The organism is Nocardia sp. NPDC024068, from assembly GCF_040638875.1.
In the GTDB taxonomy this organism is placed as follows: Bacteria; Actinomycetota; Actinomycetes; order Mycobacteriales; family Mycobacteriaceae; genus Nocardia.
Window position 1 is genome coordinate 16,206 of record NZ_JBEZYU010000058.1, and the last position, 15,803, is coordinate 32,008.

The 15,803-nt window shown below is 67.0% G+C and carries 13 protein-coding genes and 4 tRNA genes; 5 read left to right on the forward strand and 12 right to left on the reverse strand.

Annotated elements, in window-relative coordinates:
* Positions 1–123 precede the first annotated feature (123 nt).
* From AB0F41_RS27175 to AB0F41_RS27195, 5 genes are all read right to left on the reverse strand, one after another.
* Positions 124–306, reverse strand: a complete 183-nt coding sequence (locus AB0F41_RS27175; protein ID WP_357428605.1) for a hypothetical protein — start codon at positions 304–306, stop codon at positions 124–126.
* 74 nt (positions 307–380) lie between these two features.
* Positions 381–454: transfer RNA gene (locus tag AB0F41_RS27180), tRNA-Phe, on the reverse strand.
* Between the two features lie 59 nt (positions 455–513).
* Positions 514–587, reverse strand: a tRNA-Asp gene (locus AB0F41_RS27185).
* A 30-nt stretch (positions 588–617) separates the two neighbouring features.
* A tRNA-Glu gene (locus AB0F41_RS27190) sits at positions 618–690 on the reverse strand.
* A gap of 95 nt (positions 691–785) precedes the next feature.
* Positions 786–1,448 carry a TetR/AcrR family transcriptional regulator gene (locus AB0F41_RS27195; RefSeq protein ID WP_357428607.1) on the reverse strand — a complete coding sequence of 221 codons (663 nt, stop codon included), beginning with the start codon at positions 1,446–1,448 and terminating at the stop codon, positions 786–788.
* Between the two features lie 868 nt (positions 1,449–2,316).
* On the opposite strand from AB0F41_RS27195, the gene AB0F41_RS27200 reads away from it, so the two are divergent.
* Both AB0F41_RS27200 and AB0F41_RS27205 read left to right on the forward strand, forming a co-directional pair.
* Positions 2,317–2,389, forward strand: a tRNA-Lys gene (locus AB0F41_RS27200).
* Positions 2,390–2,871: 482 nt separating this feature from the next.
* On the forward strand, positions 2,872–3,840 hold the full coding sequence (locus AB0F41_RS27205) for an acyl-ACP desaturase (protein ID WP_357428609.1): 969 nt from the start codon (positions 2,872–2,874) through the stop codon (positions 3,838–3,840).
* Between the two features lie 96 nt (positions 3,841–3,936).
* Here the strand turns inward: AB0F41_RS27205 and AB0F41_RS27210 are convergent, their stop codons facing one another.
* Entirely contained in the window at positions 3,937–4,569 is a 633-nt protein-coding gene (locus tag AB0F41_RS27210; protein WP_357428611.1) for a hypothetical protein, read from the reverse strand.
* Positions 4,570–4,727: 158 nt separating this feature from the next.
* Here AB0F41_RS27210 and dusB point away from each other — a divergent pair, with 158 nt between their 5' ends.
* From dusB to phoU, 3 genes are all read left to right on the forward strand, one after another.
* Positions 4,728–5,876, forward strand: coding sequence for a tRNA dihydrouridine synthase DusB (dusB, locus tag AB0F41_RS27215; RefSeq protein ID WP_357428613.1), 1,149 nt, complete (start codon positions 4,728–4,730; stop codon positions 5,874–5,876).
* Between the two features lie 1,599 nt (positions 5,877–7,475).
* Positions 7,476–8,684: an LCP family protein gene (locus AB0F41_RS27220; protein WP_357428627.1), complete on the forward strand. Its 1,209-nt coding sequence runs from the start codon at positions 7,476–7,478 to the stop codon at positions 8,682–8,684.
* Between the two features lie 77 nt (positions 8,685–8,761).
* On the forward strand, positions 8,762–9,424 hold the full coding sequence (gene phoU, locus AB0F41_RS27225) for a phosphate signaling complex protein PhoU (RefSeq protein ID WP_357428615.1): 663 nt from the start codon (positions 8,762–8,764) through the stop codon (positions 9,422–9,424).
* A 144-nt stretch (positions 9,425–9,568) separates the two neighbouring features.
* Here phoU and pstB read toward each other — a convergent pair whose 3' ends face one another.
* The 6 genes from pstB to AB0F41_RS27255 all read right to left on the reverse strand — a co-directional run bounded on the left by pstB (position 9,569) and on the right by AB0F41_RS27255 (position 15,379).
* Positions 9,569–10,345: a phosphate ABC transporter ATP-binding protein PstB gene (gene pstB, locus AB0F41_RS27230; protein ID WP_357428617.1), complete on the reverse strand. Its 777-nt coding sequence runs from the start codon at positions 10,343–10,345 to the stop codon at positions 9,569–9,571.
* Positions 10,346–10,363: 18 nt separating this feature from the next.
* Entirely contained in the window at positions 10,364–11,269 is a 906-nt protein-coding gene (gene pstA, locus AB0F41_RS27235; protein ID WP_357428619.1) for a phosphate ABC transporter permease PstA, read from the reverse strand.
* Positions 11,269–12,240 (reverse strand): phosphate ABC transporter permease subunit PstC, encoded by a 972-nt coding sequence (gene pstC, locus AB0F41_RS27240; protein WP_357428621.1) that lies wholly within the window; start codon positions 12,238–12,240, stop codon positions 11,269–11,271. The genes pstA and pstC overlap by 1 nt, the downstream gene beginning before the upstream one ends.
* Positions 12,241–12,328: 88 nt before the next feature.
* The gene (pstS, locus tag AB0F41_RS27245) at positions 12,329–13,438 is read right to left on the reverse strand and encodes a phosphate ABC transporter substrate-binding protein PstS (protein ID WP_357428623.1); all 1,110 of its coding nucleotides are present in this window, start codon (positions 13,436–13,438) and stop codon (positions 12,329–12,331) included.
* 253 nt (positions 13,439–13,691) lie between these two features.
* Positions 13,692–14,585, reverse strand: a complete 894-nt coding sequence (mshD, locus tag AB0F41_RS27250; RefSeq protein ID WP_357428629.1) for a mycothiol synthase — start codon at positions 14,583–14,585, stop codon at positions 13,692–13,694.
* A 26-nt stretch (positions 14,586–14,611) separates the two neighbouring features.
* A complete protein-coding gene (locus tag AB0F41_RS27255; RefSeq protein ID WP_357428625.1) occupies positions 14,612–15,379 on the reverse strand; it encodes a response regulator transcription factor in 768 nt (255 codons plus the stop codon).
* Between the last annotated feature and the right edge of the window lie 424 nt (positions 15,380–15,803).

Sequence of the window (15,803 nt, forward strand, 5' to 3'; positions counted from 1 at the left end):
CCGGTCCACGGGCCGCGAGCTTCGCTACGTATTACCCGTGAACGGTAGCCCAACCGCCGACCCCGGGCTGCAGCGCACCGGTCATAGCCGCCGAAAGCAGGGCGAACCGGGCATATTCGCTGATCAATCCCCTTCGCGCCAGGATCGGTCCGCCGCGTCCTGGGCGGCGTTGCGCTGCCGCACGATATCGAGAGCACGCTCGGCGGTCGCGCGATCCGGATACGGTCCCATCCGGTCGCGGAACCAGCACTGACGACCACGCTCGGCGCGCTGATGTTTCAAGCAGTAGTACCACCGTTCGGCCATCCCCCAAGCATTCCATCCGCGCCGGGCCCGAACGAGCAGAAACCCCCCGATCGCAATGATCAGGGGGTTGATTGTGGCCAGGGCCGGGATCGAACCGGCGACCTTTCGCTTTTCAGGCGAACGCTCGTACCAACTGAGCTACCTGGCCGCAGGCACCCGGAACGAATGCCATCCGATGGAGCCGGATTGCTCCGGCACCCACTGGGGCGACCCTGACGGGACTCGAACCCGCGACCTCCGCCGTGACAGGGCGGCGCGCTAACCAACTGCGCCACAGGGCCTTGCTGTGTGCGACCTATTTTCATAGGTCGTACCCCCTACGGGATTCGAACCCGCGCTACCGCCTTGAAAGGGCGGCGTCCTAGGCCGCTAGACGAAGGGGGCTCGTCCCGGATCTCTCCGGACCGGCTTTTCAACGGCTGTCCGTTGGGAGCTCGCATAGCTTATGACAGGGTGGAGTAATTTCCCAAATCTGCTGGTCAGATGGTCGAACCCAGTTCCTCCAGACGCGCGCTCGCGCGCCACCCGTGCTGCTGGAAGGTTTCGGTCCACGCCGAGGTGCAGCAGGCCTGCACGACCACTTCCAGCGATTCCCGGAACCGGGTGCGCAGATTCGGTCCACCCTGATGCGCGTCGACCATGTAGCGCTGACCGATGAGCGCGCCGGCGAGGGTCCGGGTGAACCGATCGGGGTCGGTGTCCGGACGTAACTGCTCCTTCTCGATCGCGCCCACGGTCAGGGTCCGGACGACCGAGGAGAGCATCCGGCATCCGCCGCGCCCCTGACGCTGGAAACCGGGATCGATGACCAATCGGAATTCGGCCTGCACGATGATGTCGTGCTCCAGCCGCAGCGCCAGCTCGTCCAGAACGCCGTGCAGAATATCGAGTGGCCCCAGTTCGGTGCGGAGCAACCAGCGATCGATGGTGAGCCCGTACCGCTCGATCGCCGAATCGAGTACGGCCCGCGCCAGATCTTCCTTCGAATCGAAATGAAAGTACATGGCGCCCTTGGTCGCTCGCGACCCTTCCAGAATATGGTTGAGCGAAGCCGCGGCGTAGCCGCTCTTCCCGAACTCAACGGCGGCGGACCGGATAATCGCTGCCCGTGTCCGACGGGCCCGCTCTTGCTGCCGTGCCATGCTCGAAACGCCTCCGAAGCCTTGTGCAATCCGCCGGGGTTTTTCCTGCGGAATGCCCGCGACCGATCAGCTGCCTTTGACGGGTGCCGAGGTCGCGAACTTATCCTGTTGTGCAAATCCGACTTTCGGTCGGTTTTAACGCCCTGTCTCAAACTTTTGGTACGGAAATCCGCCGGGGAAAGAAACACACCGGCTGGTATAATTCGATAGCCCGGGTGCGCCGCAGGGGGTGCGCATCCGGGCATTCCGTTGCGCTCTACCTCGTCCCCGATCCGCCTCCCGCAGCATCGACCCGCGTCACACCCCGAATTCGCTGAATTGTCACGGTACTCGGAATCTCGTACCGGCACGCGGTAATCCGAGGTTGCCGACCGCCGTTCCGGCGCCGGGATCCGGTACGCGCACAGCGCCCGCCGACACACCGATTCCCCTGACAGTGCTGGATATTCATCACCCGGACGGAAAGTCGCCGAAACTCAGCCGGCCACTCCCGCTCCGCGACCCATTCCGCCGCGCTCGCGAGCGATCACGAGCCGGCCGTACCCCGGAAAAAGCGGCATCGGAACCCGCCCCTGGGCGAAAGCCGCCTTTACCGATCCAAAGGCATTGGTATCCAACATATTTGAATCGTATCGTGCTACCCGTTGTATCAACAATGCCGCAGGTACCGCGATTCGGAACCCAGGAGTATGGTCCGGCGTCCGCAGCACCCGGCCGAACCGCTCACGCAGCGCCACCACCTCGCCCGATGACACCGGAGACCGGCCCGCCGTCACGGCACGCCGGCGCCGGCGCCTAGTGACAGAAAGCACCAGCGTGGCGGCCCGATTACGAGAAAACCCGGCCATCCCATTACACTTGCGCCCGCGCCCCTATAGCTCAGTTGGTAGAGCTACGGACTTTTAATCCGCAGGTCCCAGGTTCGAGCCCTGGTGGGGGCACAACCCGGGCGCCCGGTCCTCGGATCGGGCGCCCGCCTCGTCTCCGGACCGCTGATCCACTCCGGCGCGACTGTGAGTTCCGACAGGTTTGCCCCACACCGACTGTGACCGGCCCCGGCACATCCGGCCCCGGCCCGGCGGGGCATCGCCGGATCCGCGCGGACAGCGGAATCCGCACCGCCGCTCCACTGAGCAGGACGGCCCGCCGCGACGGTGTATCTCCGGTGCGCGGACGCGCTCATCCGCTGTGGCATTTCCCACCGGCGGTAACGTGATCCGATGAGTGTTCGATAATTCCGTGACCGGGTTCCGGGCCATACAATCGAGGTCGGCCGCCCGTGACAGAAACACGTGCCACCATGCACTCTTTCTCGGTCGGATGCGTTTCGCATCACACCTACGGTGCCGTAAGGTAGGGCCGCATCGGCAACGGTCTACAACAGGTGACCCGCACGAACGCAACGTATGAAGGGCTTGATCACATGGCAAGGGATCTGACTCAACTCGAGCTGCTCACCGAGTTGGAGCCGGTTGCCGAGCAGAACGTCAACCGGCACCTCTCCTTGGCAAAAGAGTGGCATCCGCACGACTACGTCCCGTGGGACGAGGGTCGCAACTTCGCCGCGCTCGGCGGACAGGATTGGGACCCCGAACAATCCAAGCTCAGCGAGGTCGCCAAGGCGGCCATGATCACCAACCTGCTCACCGAGGACAACCTGCCCTCCTACCACCGCGAGATCGCCGAGAATTTCTCGCAGGACGGGGCCTGGGGCACCTGGGTCGGCCGGTGGACCGCCGAGGAGAACCGGCACGGCATCGCGATGCGCGACTACCTGGTGGTCACCCGCGGCGTCGATCCGGTCGCGCTCGAACAGGCTCGGATGGTTCATATGACCAACGGTTTCGCCTCCCCCGCCGAAGCCGATGCGGGGTTCCTGCACTCGGTCGCGTACGTGACATTCCAAGAACTGGCCACCCGCGTCTCGCATCGCAACACCGGCAAGGTCTGCGATGACGCCATCGCCGACCGGATGCTGCAGCGCATCGCGGCCGACGAGAACCTGCACATGATCTTCTACCGCAATATGTGCGGTGCGGCCCTCGATCTGTGCCCGGACCAGGCACTCGACGCCATCACCCTGATCCTGGAGAACTTCCAGATGCCGGGCGCCGGAATGCCGAATTTCCGGCGCAACGGTGTACTGATGGCCAAGCACGGTATCTACGACCTGCGTCAGCATCTGGAAGAGGTCGTCCAGCCGGTCCTCAAGAAATGGGACATCTTCGGTCGTACCGATTTCACCGCCCACGGTGAGCAGACCCGGGAGCGCCTCGGCAATTTCCTGGACAAGCTCTCCCAGGATGTCGTCAAGTTCGAGGAGCAGCGCGACCGGATGCTGGCTCGCGAGGCGGCCAAGCGCGAAAAGCAGCTCGCGTCGGTCAACGCCTGATCGACCGCGCTCCGAACAGGTGAAGCCGCCGGGATTCGTCCCGGCGGCTTCTTCGTATCCGCGGCGCCCCCGCGACGCAGGGCGCGCGACCGCGGATCACTTCATCGGCAGCGCGCCGTCCACCCCACCGACATCGGTGATCTGCCAACCCGCGTTCTCGTCCACACTCACGGTGTAGGTGACCGTGGTCTGGGTGCCGTCCGGATTCTGGGCATTGGTCGAGGTCACGTCGACGAATACGTTGACCTGATAGACGCCGTCCTGCTCCGACATCACCTTGGCGGTGATCGGTGTGGCGGTCGAGGTCCACTGCAGCGGCACCAGGATCTGCTCGAGCTTCGGCGCCGTCTCGTCGAACTTGCCCGCCAGCTGCGGTGTGGTGTTCTTCTTCAGTCCGGCGATCCAGGCGTCGAGGTCGCGGAAGTTCACCGTGGCCGCGCCGACCGCGTAATCGGTCGCCACCTGCTCGGCGTGCCCGTTGTCGGCCGCCTGCTCGTCGCGGTCGGCCAGTTCACCACGCGCGGTGAAATAGAGGACGGCGAACACCACCGCCAAGGCGGCCAAGGCGACCATGAGCGCACCGCGGACCAGGGTGGATACCCGGACGGATACGGTGCCCGCCCGGTCGGCGGCGGCCACGCGGCTGCCGGGCACGGAGTCGCTTCCGCGTTCCGGGCCGGCCGCGGTATCGCTCTGGCCGCGGCCGCTGTCGTCGGTGGTCTCGGCCATACTCGTTCCTGTCCTCTTCCGCTCGTGTTCCCGCTGCTCGTACCCGGCCGTGTCCAGCGGAAACGGGCGGCGGGCAATCCGGCGCACCCGAGGCTAGTGCCGCCCGGTGAGCCACCCGATAGTGACCCCCGCCCGTTCCACAGGGAAAATGGATTCTCGTGCAGACAGAAGTAGAGCAGGAGACAGGTTTGCGGATCGGCCCCTACCCGGTCGACCCGCCGGTGGTCCTCGCCCCGATGGCCGGGATCACGAATCTGGCCTTCCGGAAGCTCTGCCGGGAGTTCGGCAGTTCCTCGGCGATCTATGTCTGCGAGATGATCACCGCCCGCGCGGTCGTGGAGCGCAATGAGAAAACGCTGCACATGATGTCGTTCGACGAAGGCGAATCGCCCCGCTCGATGCAGCTGTACGGCGTGGACCCGAAAACCCTGGGCGAGGCCGTGCGCATCATCGTCGGCGAGGGCTGGGCCGACCATATCGATATGAACCTCGGCTGCCCTGTACCCAAGGTCACCCGGCTCGGCGGCGGGGCCGCCCTGCCCTACAAACGCAACCTCTTCGCCTCGATCGTCCGGGAGATGGTGCGGGCCGCCGAACCGGCGGGCGTTCCGGTCACCATGAAATTCCGGATCGGCATCGACGACGACCACCGCACCCACCTCGATACCGGCCGCATCGCCGAGGCCGAGGGCGCCGCGGCGGTATCCCTGCACGCTCGCACCGCCGCCCAGCGCTATTCGGGTACCGCCGACTGGTCGGCCATCGCCCGGCTCAAGGAAGCCGTCACCACGATCCCGGTACTCGGCAACGGGGATATCTTCACCGCCGGCGACGCGGTCGCGATGATGGCACAGACCGGATGCGACGGCGTGGTCGTCGGTCGCGGCTGCCTCGGCCGGCCCTGGTTGTTCGGGGAACTGAGCGCGGCGCTGCGCGGTGAACCCGCTCCGACCCCACCGGACCTCGGCGGGGTCGGCACCATCCTGGCCCGCCACGCCGGCCTGCTCGCCGAACACCACGGCGAAGAGAAGGGCATGCGCGACCTGCGCAAACATATGGCCTGGTACTTCATGGGCTTTCCGCTCGGGGCCGAGCTGCGACGCAGTTTCGCCACCGTCTCCACCCTCGCCGAACTGGACGGGCTGATCGCCCAGCTCGATCACACCGTCCCCTTCCCGAAGGACGCGGAAGGTCCGCGAGGGCGACAGGGTTCGCCGGGCAAAGTCGCGCTGCCGCACGGCTGGCTCGACGACCCGGACGATCACACCGTCCCCGCCGCGGCCGATGTGATGCACAGCGGCGGCTGACCGCGCCGACACGCCGGAGCCCACTGCACCGGCCCATCGGCGCGCCCGTGAAAACATAATCGCAGGCAACTTTCCAGCATCACCTTCGTCACAGACCATCACGTACAGTCCGAGTGGCCCTCGGTGGCGAAATCGTTATCATTGCGGAATCCCGCGCAGCCTTTCGAGCACGGCTGTGGCGGCAGCGAGTTGCGGAAAAGCGAGGTTCATCAGTTGGGTGACGATCGGCACGGGCGTTCTCCAAGGCCCGGAGGTCGCGCACCGTGGGAGCGGTATCCCACGGCGGAGTCCCCCGATATGGACGGCGCACAGGGGGCCCGGCGGCAACGGCAGCCGGAGACGCCGGAGAACCCGGCGCCACTGACGGTTCAGGATCTGGTCGAACGCGTCGACAGCGAGCGCACGGTACGACGGCGCGAGGGCGACTCCGGCCGCCACACCGCGCCCACGAGCCCGCCACCGCAGGCTCCCGCTCCGCCGCAGCAGCAGCCCCCCGGGCGTCCGTCGGGGCCGCCGCGCCAAGGCGGCGAACAGCGGGTGCGGCCGGACCGACCCGGACCCGGACCCGGACCCGGACCCGGACCCGATGGTGCGCCCGGCCGGCCGAATCGGCCGTCCGCACCGCCGGCGGGTCCCGGCCGTCCGGCCGCTCCGGGTCAGCCTCCAACCGGGGGGACACCGGCACAGGCCGGACCCGGCCCACGTCCTTCCGCGCCACCTCCCGGGTCCGCACCGCCCCCCGGACCCGGCCCACGCCGGCCGGACCGCCCGCAGCCCCCGGGCGGCCGGACCGCGCCTCCGCCGCCTCCGCAGCGTGGCACCGAACAGAAGCCGCCGCCACCCCCGCGCCCCGCCGGCGGCCGACCACGACCCGCCGCCGATGCCCCGCCCGCCGCGACCGGCGCACGGCCGGCGGCCGAGGGCCGGCCACCGGCCGGCCCACCCGTCCAACAGGCACCCGAGGGTCCGCCGAAACGGCCGCCGACCGGACAGCGGCCGGCCGCGACACCGCCCGCGGACCCCGAGGTGACCACGGCTGTGCCGCAACCGCCCGACCCGGCTCGCGGCGGTCCGCGACCAGGTAGCGAGCCGGGCCGTAAACGCTTCCGGCAACCACGCAGCACACCCGGCCGCGGTAACAAGGCCGCGGCCGTCGCGGCGCCGGGCGCCGAGGTCGTCACCGATGTCATGCAACCCGTCGGCGAGGACGACGTCCGGGTCAACGGCCGCACCGATACCGGCGGCTGGCCGACCTCCGAACCCGCCGCCCCGGAAACCGTCGGAAAACCCAGACGGGCGGCGACCGTGCCGCCACGCGGCAACCGGCGTCTGCGCCTCGCCGGTCGCGTCACCGTCGCCTTCTTCTCGGTGCTGGCACTGCTCATCACCGGCGGCGGCTGGAGCTACCTGCGGGCGACGAACAACGGATTCACCCAGGTCTCGGCGCTCGGTGAGAACGAACAGGATGTTATCGACGCCAACGCACAGCTCGGCGACGAGAACTACCTGATCGTGGGCACCGATACCCGGGCCGGAGTGAACGGCGACGTGGGCGCCGGAACTGTCGAGGACGCCGAGGGCGCCCGCGCGGACACCACCATGCTGGTACACATCCCGAAGAACCGGGGCCGTGTGGTGGTCGTGTCCTTCCCCCGCGATTTGGACGTCACCCGTCCCGAATGCGCGCGCTGGGACAACGACAACGCCAACTACACCGAGGAGATGTATCCCTCGGCGATGGGCGACAAACTCAACGCGGTGTACGCCCTCGGCGGACCGAAATGCCTGGTCACCACCGTCCAGCGGCTCACCGGCAGCACCATCAACCACTTCATCGGTATCGATTTCGCCGGTTTCGAGCAGATGGTCAACCAGGTCGGCGGTGTCGAGGTCTGCGTTTCCCAGCCGCTGGAAGACGGTGTCCTCGGCACCATCGTTCCGGAAGCCGGACGGCACCGGGTCGACGGCGTCACCGCCCTGAAGTACGTCCGGGCGCGGCACGTGTACGGCGAGGAGCGCAGCGACTACGACCGGATCAACCGGCAGCAGAAATTCCTGGCTTCGCTGCTGCGCGGCGCGCTGTCGGGGCGGGTGCTGCTGGATCCCGGCAAACTCAACGGGTTCATCAAGGCCTTCACGGCCGCAACCTTCGTCGACAAGGTGAACCCCAACGATCTGCTGATGCTGGGCCGCTCGCTGCAGGATCTGGAATCCGGCGCCGTCACCTTCCTGACCGTTCCCACCGCGGGAACCACGTCCTACGGCAACGAGATTCCGCGTACCTCCGATATCCAGGCGATCTTCCGGGCCATCCGCGACGACCAGCCGCTGCCGGGCGAGAAGACCGCACCGGCGCCGCCGCCGACCGCGGAGGTGGAGGTGCCGCCGTCGCTGACCGCGGTCGATCCGAGCACCCTGTCGCTGCAGGTGTCCAACGGGTCGGGGATCTCCGGCCTGGCGAGCACCGCCGCGAGCCAGCTCTCCAATATGGGTTTCGGCATCTACAACGTCGGTAACTACACCGAGGGCAACGCCGCCGAGACCAAGGTCCGTTACTCCACCGGGCACGAGGCGGAAGCGGCGACCGTGGCCAGCGCCATCCCCGGCGCCGCCATGGAGCTCGACGATTCGCTGGACAGCCTGGTCGAGCTGGTACTCGGCGAGAATTACCAGCAGGTGGTCAACGAGCCGACACCGGTCGGGAGCCCGATCACCGAGGTACCGCCCACCACCGCCGGGCCGGTGGAACTGCCGACCGACCTCGAACACGTCAACGCCGGCGACGACCCCTGCGCCGCACCCCAGTGACGGCTACCGGGGTGGTCACCAGGTTATTCACCCGGTGTTGGTGACGTAGTCAGCGCCGCGAACTAGTGTTCTGACTCATGCGTGTCATCTACAACGAGCAAATGGCCGATCTCGCCCACCTCCTGGGCGAGATGGCCGGTCTTGCCGGTTCGGCCATGGATCGCGCCACGCAGGCTCTGCTCCAGGCCGACCTGACGCTGGCCGAACAGGTCATCAGTGAGGGCGATCGGATCGCCGAGATGATCTCCGGTGCCGAGGAGAAATCGTTCGCACTGCTGGCACTACAGGCCCCGGTTGCCGGAGATCTCCGGCAGGTGGTCAGCGCCATCCAGATCGTCAACGACGTGAACCGGATGGGCACCCTGGCCCTGCACGTGGCCAAGGTGGCCCGTCGGCGGCATCCCAACCACGCGCTGCCCGAGGCCGTGAACGGCTATTTCGCCGAGATGGGCCGGATCGCGGTCAGTATGGGCAGCGGCGCCCAAGAGGTGCTCGACACTCGTGATCCCGAGCGCGCGGCGCAACTGAACCAGGACGACGAGGCGATGGACGATCTGCATCGCCATCTGTTCACCCTGCTCATGGATCGCGAATGGAAGTACGGTGTGGCCTCGGCCGTGGATGTCACGCTATTGGGCCGCTACTACGAACGTTTCGCCGATCACGCCGTGGAGATCGGCCGCCGGGTGATCTTCCTGGTCACCGGTGTGCTGCCGGCCGATGAGGATGTCGAGTCCTGACCCGGGCGCATTCCCCGAACAGAACCGATCGCGGGCCGGAGGATTTCCTTCGGCCCGCGGTTCGTCGTGCGAGCGGTCGCGCCCTGGTGCGGATACGACTCCGCGAGGACCGGTGACCGGCCCTCGCGGGGATTCGTGCGGAAATCAGCCGAAGCGGCCGGAGATGTAATCCTCGGTGGCCTTCTCGCCCGGGTTGGAGAAAATCTTCTCCGTATCGTCGATCTCCACCAGCCGGCCCGGCTTGCCCTGCGCCTCCAGGTTGAAGAAGCCGGTCTTATCGCTCACCCGCGCCGCCTGCTGCATGTTGTGGGTGACGATGACGATCGTGTATTCCTTCTTCAGCTCGGTGATCAGGTCCTCGATCGCCAGGGTCGAGATCGGGTCCAGCGCCGAACAGGGCTCGTCCATCAGCAGCACATCGGGTGAGACCGCGATGGCGCGCGCGATGCAGAGCCGCTGCTGCTGACCGCCGGACAGGCCGCCGCCCGGCTTGTCCAGGCGATCCTTCACTTCGTTCCACAGGTTGGCGCCGCGCAGCGACCGTTCGGCGACCTCGTCGAGTTCGCCCTTGTTGCGCACGCCCTGCAATTTGAGACCCGCCACCACATTGTCGCGAATGGTCATGGTGGGGAACGGGTTCGGACGCTGGAACACCATGCCGATCGTGCGGCGCACGCCGACCGGGTCGACCTGCGAGGCGTAGATGTCCTCACCGTCCAGCATGACCGCACCCGAGACGCTGGCGTTCGGGGTCACCTCATGCATCCGGTTCAGCGATCGCAGCACGGTGGACTTCCCACAACCGGACGGTCCGATGAAGGCGGTCACACTGCGCGGCAGGACGTTCAGCGAGACATCGGCGACGGCGTGGAACTTGCCGTAGAAGATGTTCAGTTCTTTGATGTCTATGCGCTTGGCCATCTATGTTTCCGTTCCGCCTTATCGGTTCCGCATCAGGAACTTGTTGACACCCGCGGCCGCCACGTACAGGAGTGCGATCAGCAGGATGAGGGTGAGCGCGGCGCCCCACACCCGCTGCCGGCCCGCGTCCTCGGCGTTCGCCAGTTCCTGGTAGATCAGCAGCGGCAGTGAGGCCATATTGCCGTCGAAGATGTTCATATTGATCGACTTGCTGTAGCCGACCAGCACCAGCACCGGCGCCGTCTCGCCCATGACCCGGGCCAGTGCGAGCAGAATGCCGGAGATCATGCCCGGCAGGGCGGTCGGGATGACGATCTTCAGAATCGTCTTCCACTTCGGGATCCCGAGCGCGTAGGACGCTTCCCGGAGCTCGTCGGGGACGAGCTTGAGCATTTCCTCGGTATTGCGCACGACCACCGGCAGCATCAGCAGCACCATGGCCAGTGACACCGCGAGCGAGCTCTGCGGGAACCCGAGAGTCGCGATCCACAGCGCGAAGATGAACAGGGCCGCCACGATCGAGGGCACACCGGCGAGGATGTCGACCATGAAGGTCGTGACCTTGGCGAACCGGCCGGTGCCGTATTCGATGAGGTAGACCGCCGCCATGATGCCCAGCGGCACCGCGATCACGGCCGCCACCGCCGATTGCACGATCGTGCCGTAGATAGCGTGGTAGACACCGCCGCCGGTCTGATCGGGCAGCACGCCCTTCTGCGAGTTCTGCCACCAGTCCAGGGACAGGATGGCTTCGAAGCCGTTGATGAGGACCATCCCCAGCACCCAGCCCAGTGGGACGAGCGCGATGAGGAAGCACAGGGTGAACAGGACGGTGGCGATATTGTTCTTGATCCGCCGCCCGGTACTCACCTGACGGAAGGTGGGCGCCTTGATCGGCTGATTGAACTTCGTCAGAGTGGTCATCAGCCGTTCACCTTTCCGCCCGCCGCGAATCGGGCCAGCGCGTTGACGACGAAGGTCAGCGCGAAGAGCACGAAGCCCGCCGCGATATAGGCGCCGGTCGGCAGCGGAGCGCTGAACTCGGCGGCAGCCGAGGCGATCTTGGACGCGAAGGTGAAGCCACCGTCGAACAGCGACCAGTTGCCCGCGTCCGCCGAGGTCTTCAGGATGAGCAGCACGGCGATGGTCTCACCGAGGGCACGGCCCAGACCGAGCATGGAGCCGGCGATGACACCGCTGCGCCCGTAGGGCAGCACGGTCATGCGCACGACCTCCCATTTGGTGGCGCCCAGTGCCTGGGCCGCCTCGATATGCGAGACGGGGGTGAGCGCGAACACTTCGCGCGCCACCGAGGTGATGATCGGCAAGATCATCACCGCGAGCACCACGCCCGCGGTGAAGATCGTGCCGCCGCCGGCGATCGAGACATTGCCGTCGGAGAAGAGGAAGAACCAACCCAGGTTGTCGTTGAGGAACTCCTGGATCGGCTTCAGGTAGGCGGCCAGCACCAGCAGACCCCACAGGCCGTAGACGATCGAAGGCACCGCGGCCAGGAGATCGGTCAGCATGGAGAAGGGGCGCGCCAGCTGTTTGGGCGCGTACCGGGTGAGGAACAACGCGATACCGACGCCGATCGGAACCGCGATGAGCAGCGCGAAGGCGGAGCTCAACACCGTCACCATGAACAGATCACGGATACCGAAGCGGAGATTGCCCGCATCGCCGGTGTTGAACTCCGTACTGGTGAAGAAGTTCACCTGGTCAGCCCGGAGCGAAGGCACCGCACGAATCAGCAGGAACAGGGCGATCAGCGCGATGGAGGCCACGATGATCGCCGCGGCGGTGGTGGCCAGCGATTTGAAGATCAGCTCGGCCCGCCGGCCACTGCCCCTGGATTCACCACCTAACGGCGGTTTGCTCGGATGGCTCGACATTGTTGCGGGGACTCCCGCCTTCGGCAGGCCCGTCCCACCGGACGAGCCCGCCGAGGCTACCTCAGGGTTGACTGTCATATTCGCGCTATCAGGAGATGGCGTTGATCGCCGTGGTCAGCTTGGTCTTGAACTCCTCCGGGATCGGCACGTAGCCGTTGTCCTCCAGGCCGTCCTGACCGTTGCTGGTCGCCGAGCTCAGGAACGCCTTGACGGCGGTCGCGACCTCACCGTCGGCGTACTTGGAGCACACGATCTCGTAGGTCGGCAGGATGATCGGGTACGCACCGGTCTCGGTGGGCTTGTAGAACGACGAGGTGTCGAGCACCAGATCGTTGCCCTCGCCCTTGATCTTCACACCGTTGATCGCCTTACCGGCGGTCTCGGAGGTCAGTTCGACCGGCTCCGGGCCGGCGGAGGTGATGACGCGGGTCACGGCCAGGTTCTGCGCCTTGGCGAACGACCACTCGTTGTAGGAGATCGAGTTCGGGGTGGACTTGACCGCGGCGGAGGTGCCCTCGTTGCCCTTGGCGCCCTCACCGACACCGCCGTTGAAGACCTTGCCGGCTTCCTTGCCCCAGGCGCCGTCGGAGGCGGCGTCCAAGTAGAGCTGCAGGTTATCGGTGGTGCCGGACTCGTCCGACCGGTAGATGACCTTGACCGGCTCCGCGGGCAGCTGCGCGTCCGGGTTCAGCGCCTTGATCTCGGGGGCATCCCAGGTCTTGATCGCACCGTTGAAGATCTTGGCCAGGGTCGGGCCGTCCAGCGCGAGATCGGTGACGCCGTTGATGTTGTAGGTGATGGCGATCGGGCCGAAGACGGTCGGCAGGTTCCAGGCCGGGGAAGCGCAGCGTTTCGCCGCGTCGGCGACCTCGCCCTTCTTCTCGCTCAGCGGGGAGTCGGAGCCGGCGAAGTCGGTCTGGCCGCCGAGGAATTCCTTCACACCGGCGCCCGAGCCACTCGAGGTGTAGTTGAGGGTCTGGCCGTCGCAGTTGGTCTCGTAGGCGGCGGTGAAACGCTCGACGGCGTTCTTCTGGGCCGAGGAACCGCTGGCCTTCAGCGCCTCCTTGCCACCACAGGTGACATCGGCGTTGGCCTCGACACCGGTCGCCCCTGCGTTGTCGTCGCTGCCGCAGGCGGCCAGCGGCAGGGTTACGGCGGCGAGTACACCGACGAGGGCACTGCTGCGCTTGAACTTCACTACCAGTCCTCCGGATACGTCCTACGCGCCCGGTCCCTCACCGGCCCGGGCGTGTGTGGTGGGTGCGGCCGTTCGCGGGGAACTTGCACACCGGGCGGCCCACTGCCGCCTGGAATCAAACTAGGGCCTGCCGGTAGACAGCCGGACCAGGGCAAGTGAACGGAAGGTGAACAGGACGGAGCTGATGCGTCCGTTATGTGTGATGTTTGCCGCGTTGTTACTCGGCGCACGCTATTCGGCCAACCACCCGACGTCACCGCGCGGCGGTATAGGCGATATCGATATGGGCCGGAGCGAAGCCGAGCCGGCGGTAGGTGCGGACCGCCGCGGTGTTGTCCGCCTCGGTGTACAGCAGGACCTCACCCAGTCCCGCATGCCGCAGATGATGCAGGCCGATCAGGGTGAGCAGGCCACCGAGCCCCCGCCCCTGCGCGGCCGGATCGACACCGACCACATAGACCTCACCCGCGGGCGGGTTCTCGTCGTCATGGACCTTGGTCCAGTGGAATCCGAGCAATCGCGTCGGATCCTGGGCATCGAAGGCCAGGAAGAGACCGTCCGGGTCGAACCACGACTCCGCCCGCCGCTGGGCGAGCTCGTCCTCGGTCCATCCACCCTGTTCGGGATGCCAATCGAACGCCGCGTTGTTGACCCGCAGCAATTCCGGGTCGTCGGACGGACCGGCGTAGGTGCGCACGATCAGACCGTCCGGCAGCGCCACCGCCGGTAACTCACTATTTGCCAGCTCGCGGCGCATCTGCCAGAGTTCGCGCGCCGCGACCAGCCCCAGCCGGGCGGCCACCGCCTCCGCGGCGGGCAGCTTTCCATGCGCCCAGACACGCGTCCCGGAGCCGCCCGCGGCCAACGCGGCCGACACCAGACCGCGCCCGATCCCCCGGCCCCGGAACTCCGGTGCCACAGCCGTCTCGGCCATCGCGGGATGCTCACCGTGTGACGGGGTCAGGCTCGCGTATCCGGCCACCGTTCCCGCACACAGCGCGAGCAGATGCCGCACCGGCGACGAACGCCGCAACGCCAGCAACGCCTGCTCGGACACCGGGGCCACGCCGTCGGTCGCGGTAGCCTTCTCCAGCAACGCGGTCACTCGATCGGCCCGGCCGTCCAGCGGGCCTTCCGTCCATTCCAGCTCGTAGCCGGCCGTCCCGCCCGGATTCACTGCGCGGTGCCGTTGACCGGCGTCATGGAATCGTCCTCCACGCCGTCCTTGTCTCCATTGGCCGACCGGCCCTCGCCCTCGCCCTTGTTCGACGAGCGGGCGGGCCGTACCGCCTTGTACCCGACATTGCGGACGGTCCCGATCAGCGACTCGTACTCACTGCCCAGTTTGGCCCGCAACCGCCGCACATGCACGTCGACCGTGCGGGTGCCGCCGAAGAAGTCGTAACCCCACACCTCCTGCAGCAGCTGGGCACGGGTGAACACCCGGCCCGCGTGCTGCGCGAGATACTTCAGCAACTCGAACTCTTTGTAGGTCAGGTCCAACGGGCGACCGCGCAACCGGGCGGTGTAGGTGCCCTCGTCGATCACCAGCTCACCCAGGGTGATCTTTCCGCTGGCCTCGGGGCTGGCCGCGCCTCCGGTACGGCCGACGAGCAACCGCAACCGGGCATCCAGCTCCGCGGGCCCGGTACTGGGCAGCAGAATATCGTCGAGACCCCAGTCGGCGTTCACCGCGACCAGGCCGCCCTCGGTCAGCACGGCGACCACCGGAACCGACGACCCTGTACTACCCAGCAGGCGGCACAGACCACGCGCCGCCGCCAGATCGGTGCGCGCATCCACCAGCGCGATATCGGCGGTACCCGCTTCCAGCAACGACGCCACCTCGGTCGGCGCCGGCCGCACATTGTGCGCGAGCAGCGTCAACGAAGGCAGAACCGATTCGGGATCGGGGTCGGAGGTCAGCAGGAGCAGCTCCACAAGCACTCCTCCCATCTCGTAGCTACGCGAAAGCCAGCTTCATCGCCGTCGCCACGTTGCTCATCCACAACTAATCGCTGCAAGATTAGCGCGCTGCACCTATTGCGGCGTCTCCGACGCCGCGGGCGGGGCCCTATCAACCCGGTTCTTCACCCCCGCCGGTCGCTCCAGAACCGGGCGGGCCCCACCCCACACGGATGCGACCATCCGGATAAAACGAGAGATCCCCGCGAACGCGGCCCCGCACTACGCAGCCCACGGGCCCGGTACCAGCGTCACCACCCGGTTCCGATCCGAACCGTTCCCCTCCACGGAATGGGTCACCTTCCCGGTGCCGAGTTCAGCGAGGCCCACAAAGGGTTCGGCCCGCGTCTGCTGTCAGCCCTCGAAGCGAGGCGGCGCAGCCGCGAGTCTCGAGGGCTGA

What these genes read in the sequence shown, in the direction of transcription:
- AB0F41_RS27175 (WP_357428605.1), bottom strand. Translation starts at nt 306, where the DNA reads ATGGCCGAACGGTGGTACTACTGCTTGAAACATCAGCGCGCCGAGCGT.
- AB0F41_RS27195 (WP_357428607.1), bottom strand. Translation starts at nt 1,448, where the DNA reads ATGGCACGGCAGCAAGAGCGGGCCCGTCGGACACGGGCAGCGATTATC.
- AB0F41_RS27205 (WP_357428609.1), top strand. Translation starts at nt 2,872, where the DNA reads ATGGCAAGGGATCTGACTCAACTCGAGCTGCTCACCGAGTTGGAGCCG.
- AB0F41_RS27210 (WP_357428611.1), bottom strand. Translation starts at nt 4,569, where the DNA reads ATGGCCGAGACCACCGACGACAGCGGCCGCGGCCAGAGCGATACCGCG.
- AB0F41_RS27220 (WP_357428627.1), top strand. Translation starts at nt 7,476, where the DNA reads ATGCTGGTACACATCCCGAAGAACCGGGGCCGTGTGGTGGTCGTGTCC.
- phoU (WP_357428615.1), top strand. Translation starts at nt 8,762, where the DNA reads ATGCGTGTCATCTACAACGAGCAAATGGCCGATCTCGCCCACCTCCTG.
- pstB (WP_357428617.1), bottom strand. Translation starts at nt 10,345, where the DNA reads ATGGCCAAGCGCATAGACATCAAAGAACTGAACATCTTCTACGGCAAG.
- pstA (WP_357428619.1), bottom strand. Translation starts at nt 11,269, where the DNA reads ATGACCACTCTGACGAAGTTCAATCAGCCGATCAAGGCGCCCACCTTC.
- pstC (WP_357428621.1), bottom strand. Translation starts at nt 12,240, where the DNA reads ATGTCGAGCCATCCGAGCAAACCGCCGTTAGGTGGTGAATCCAGGGGC.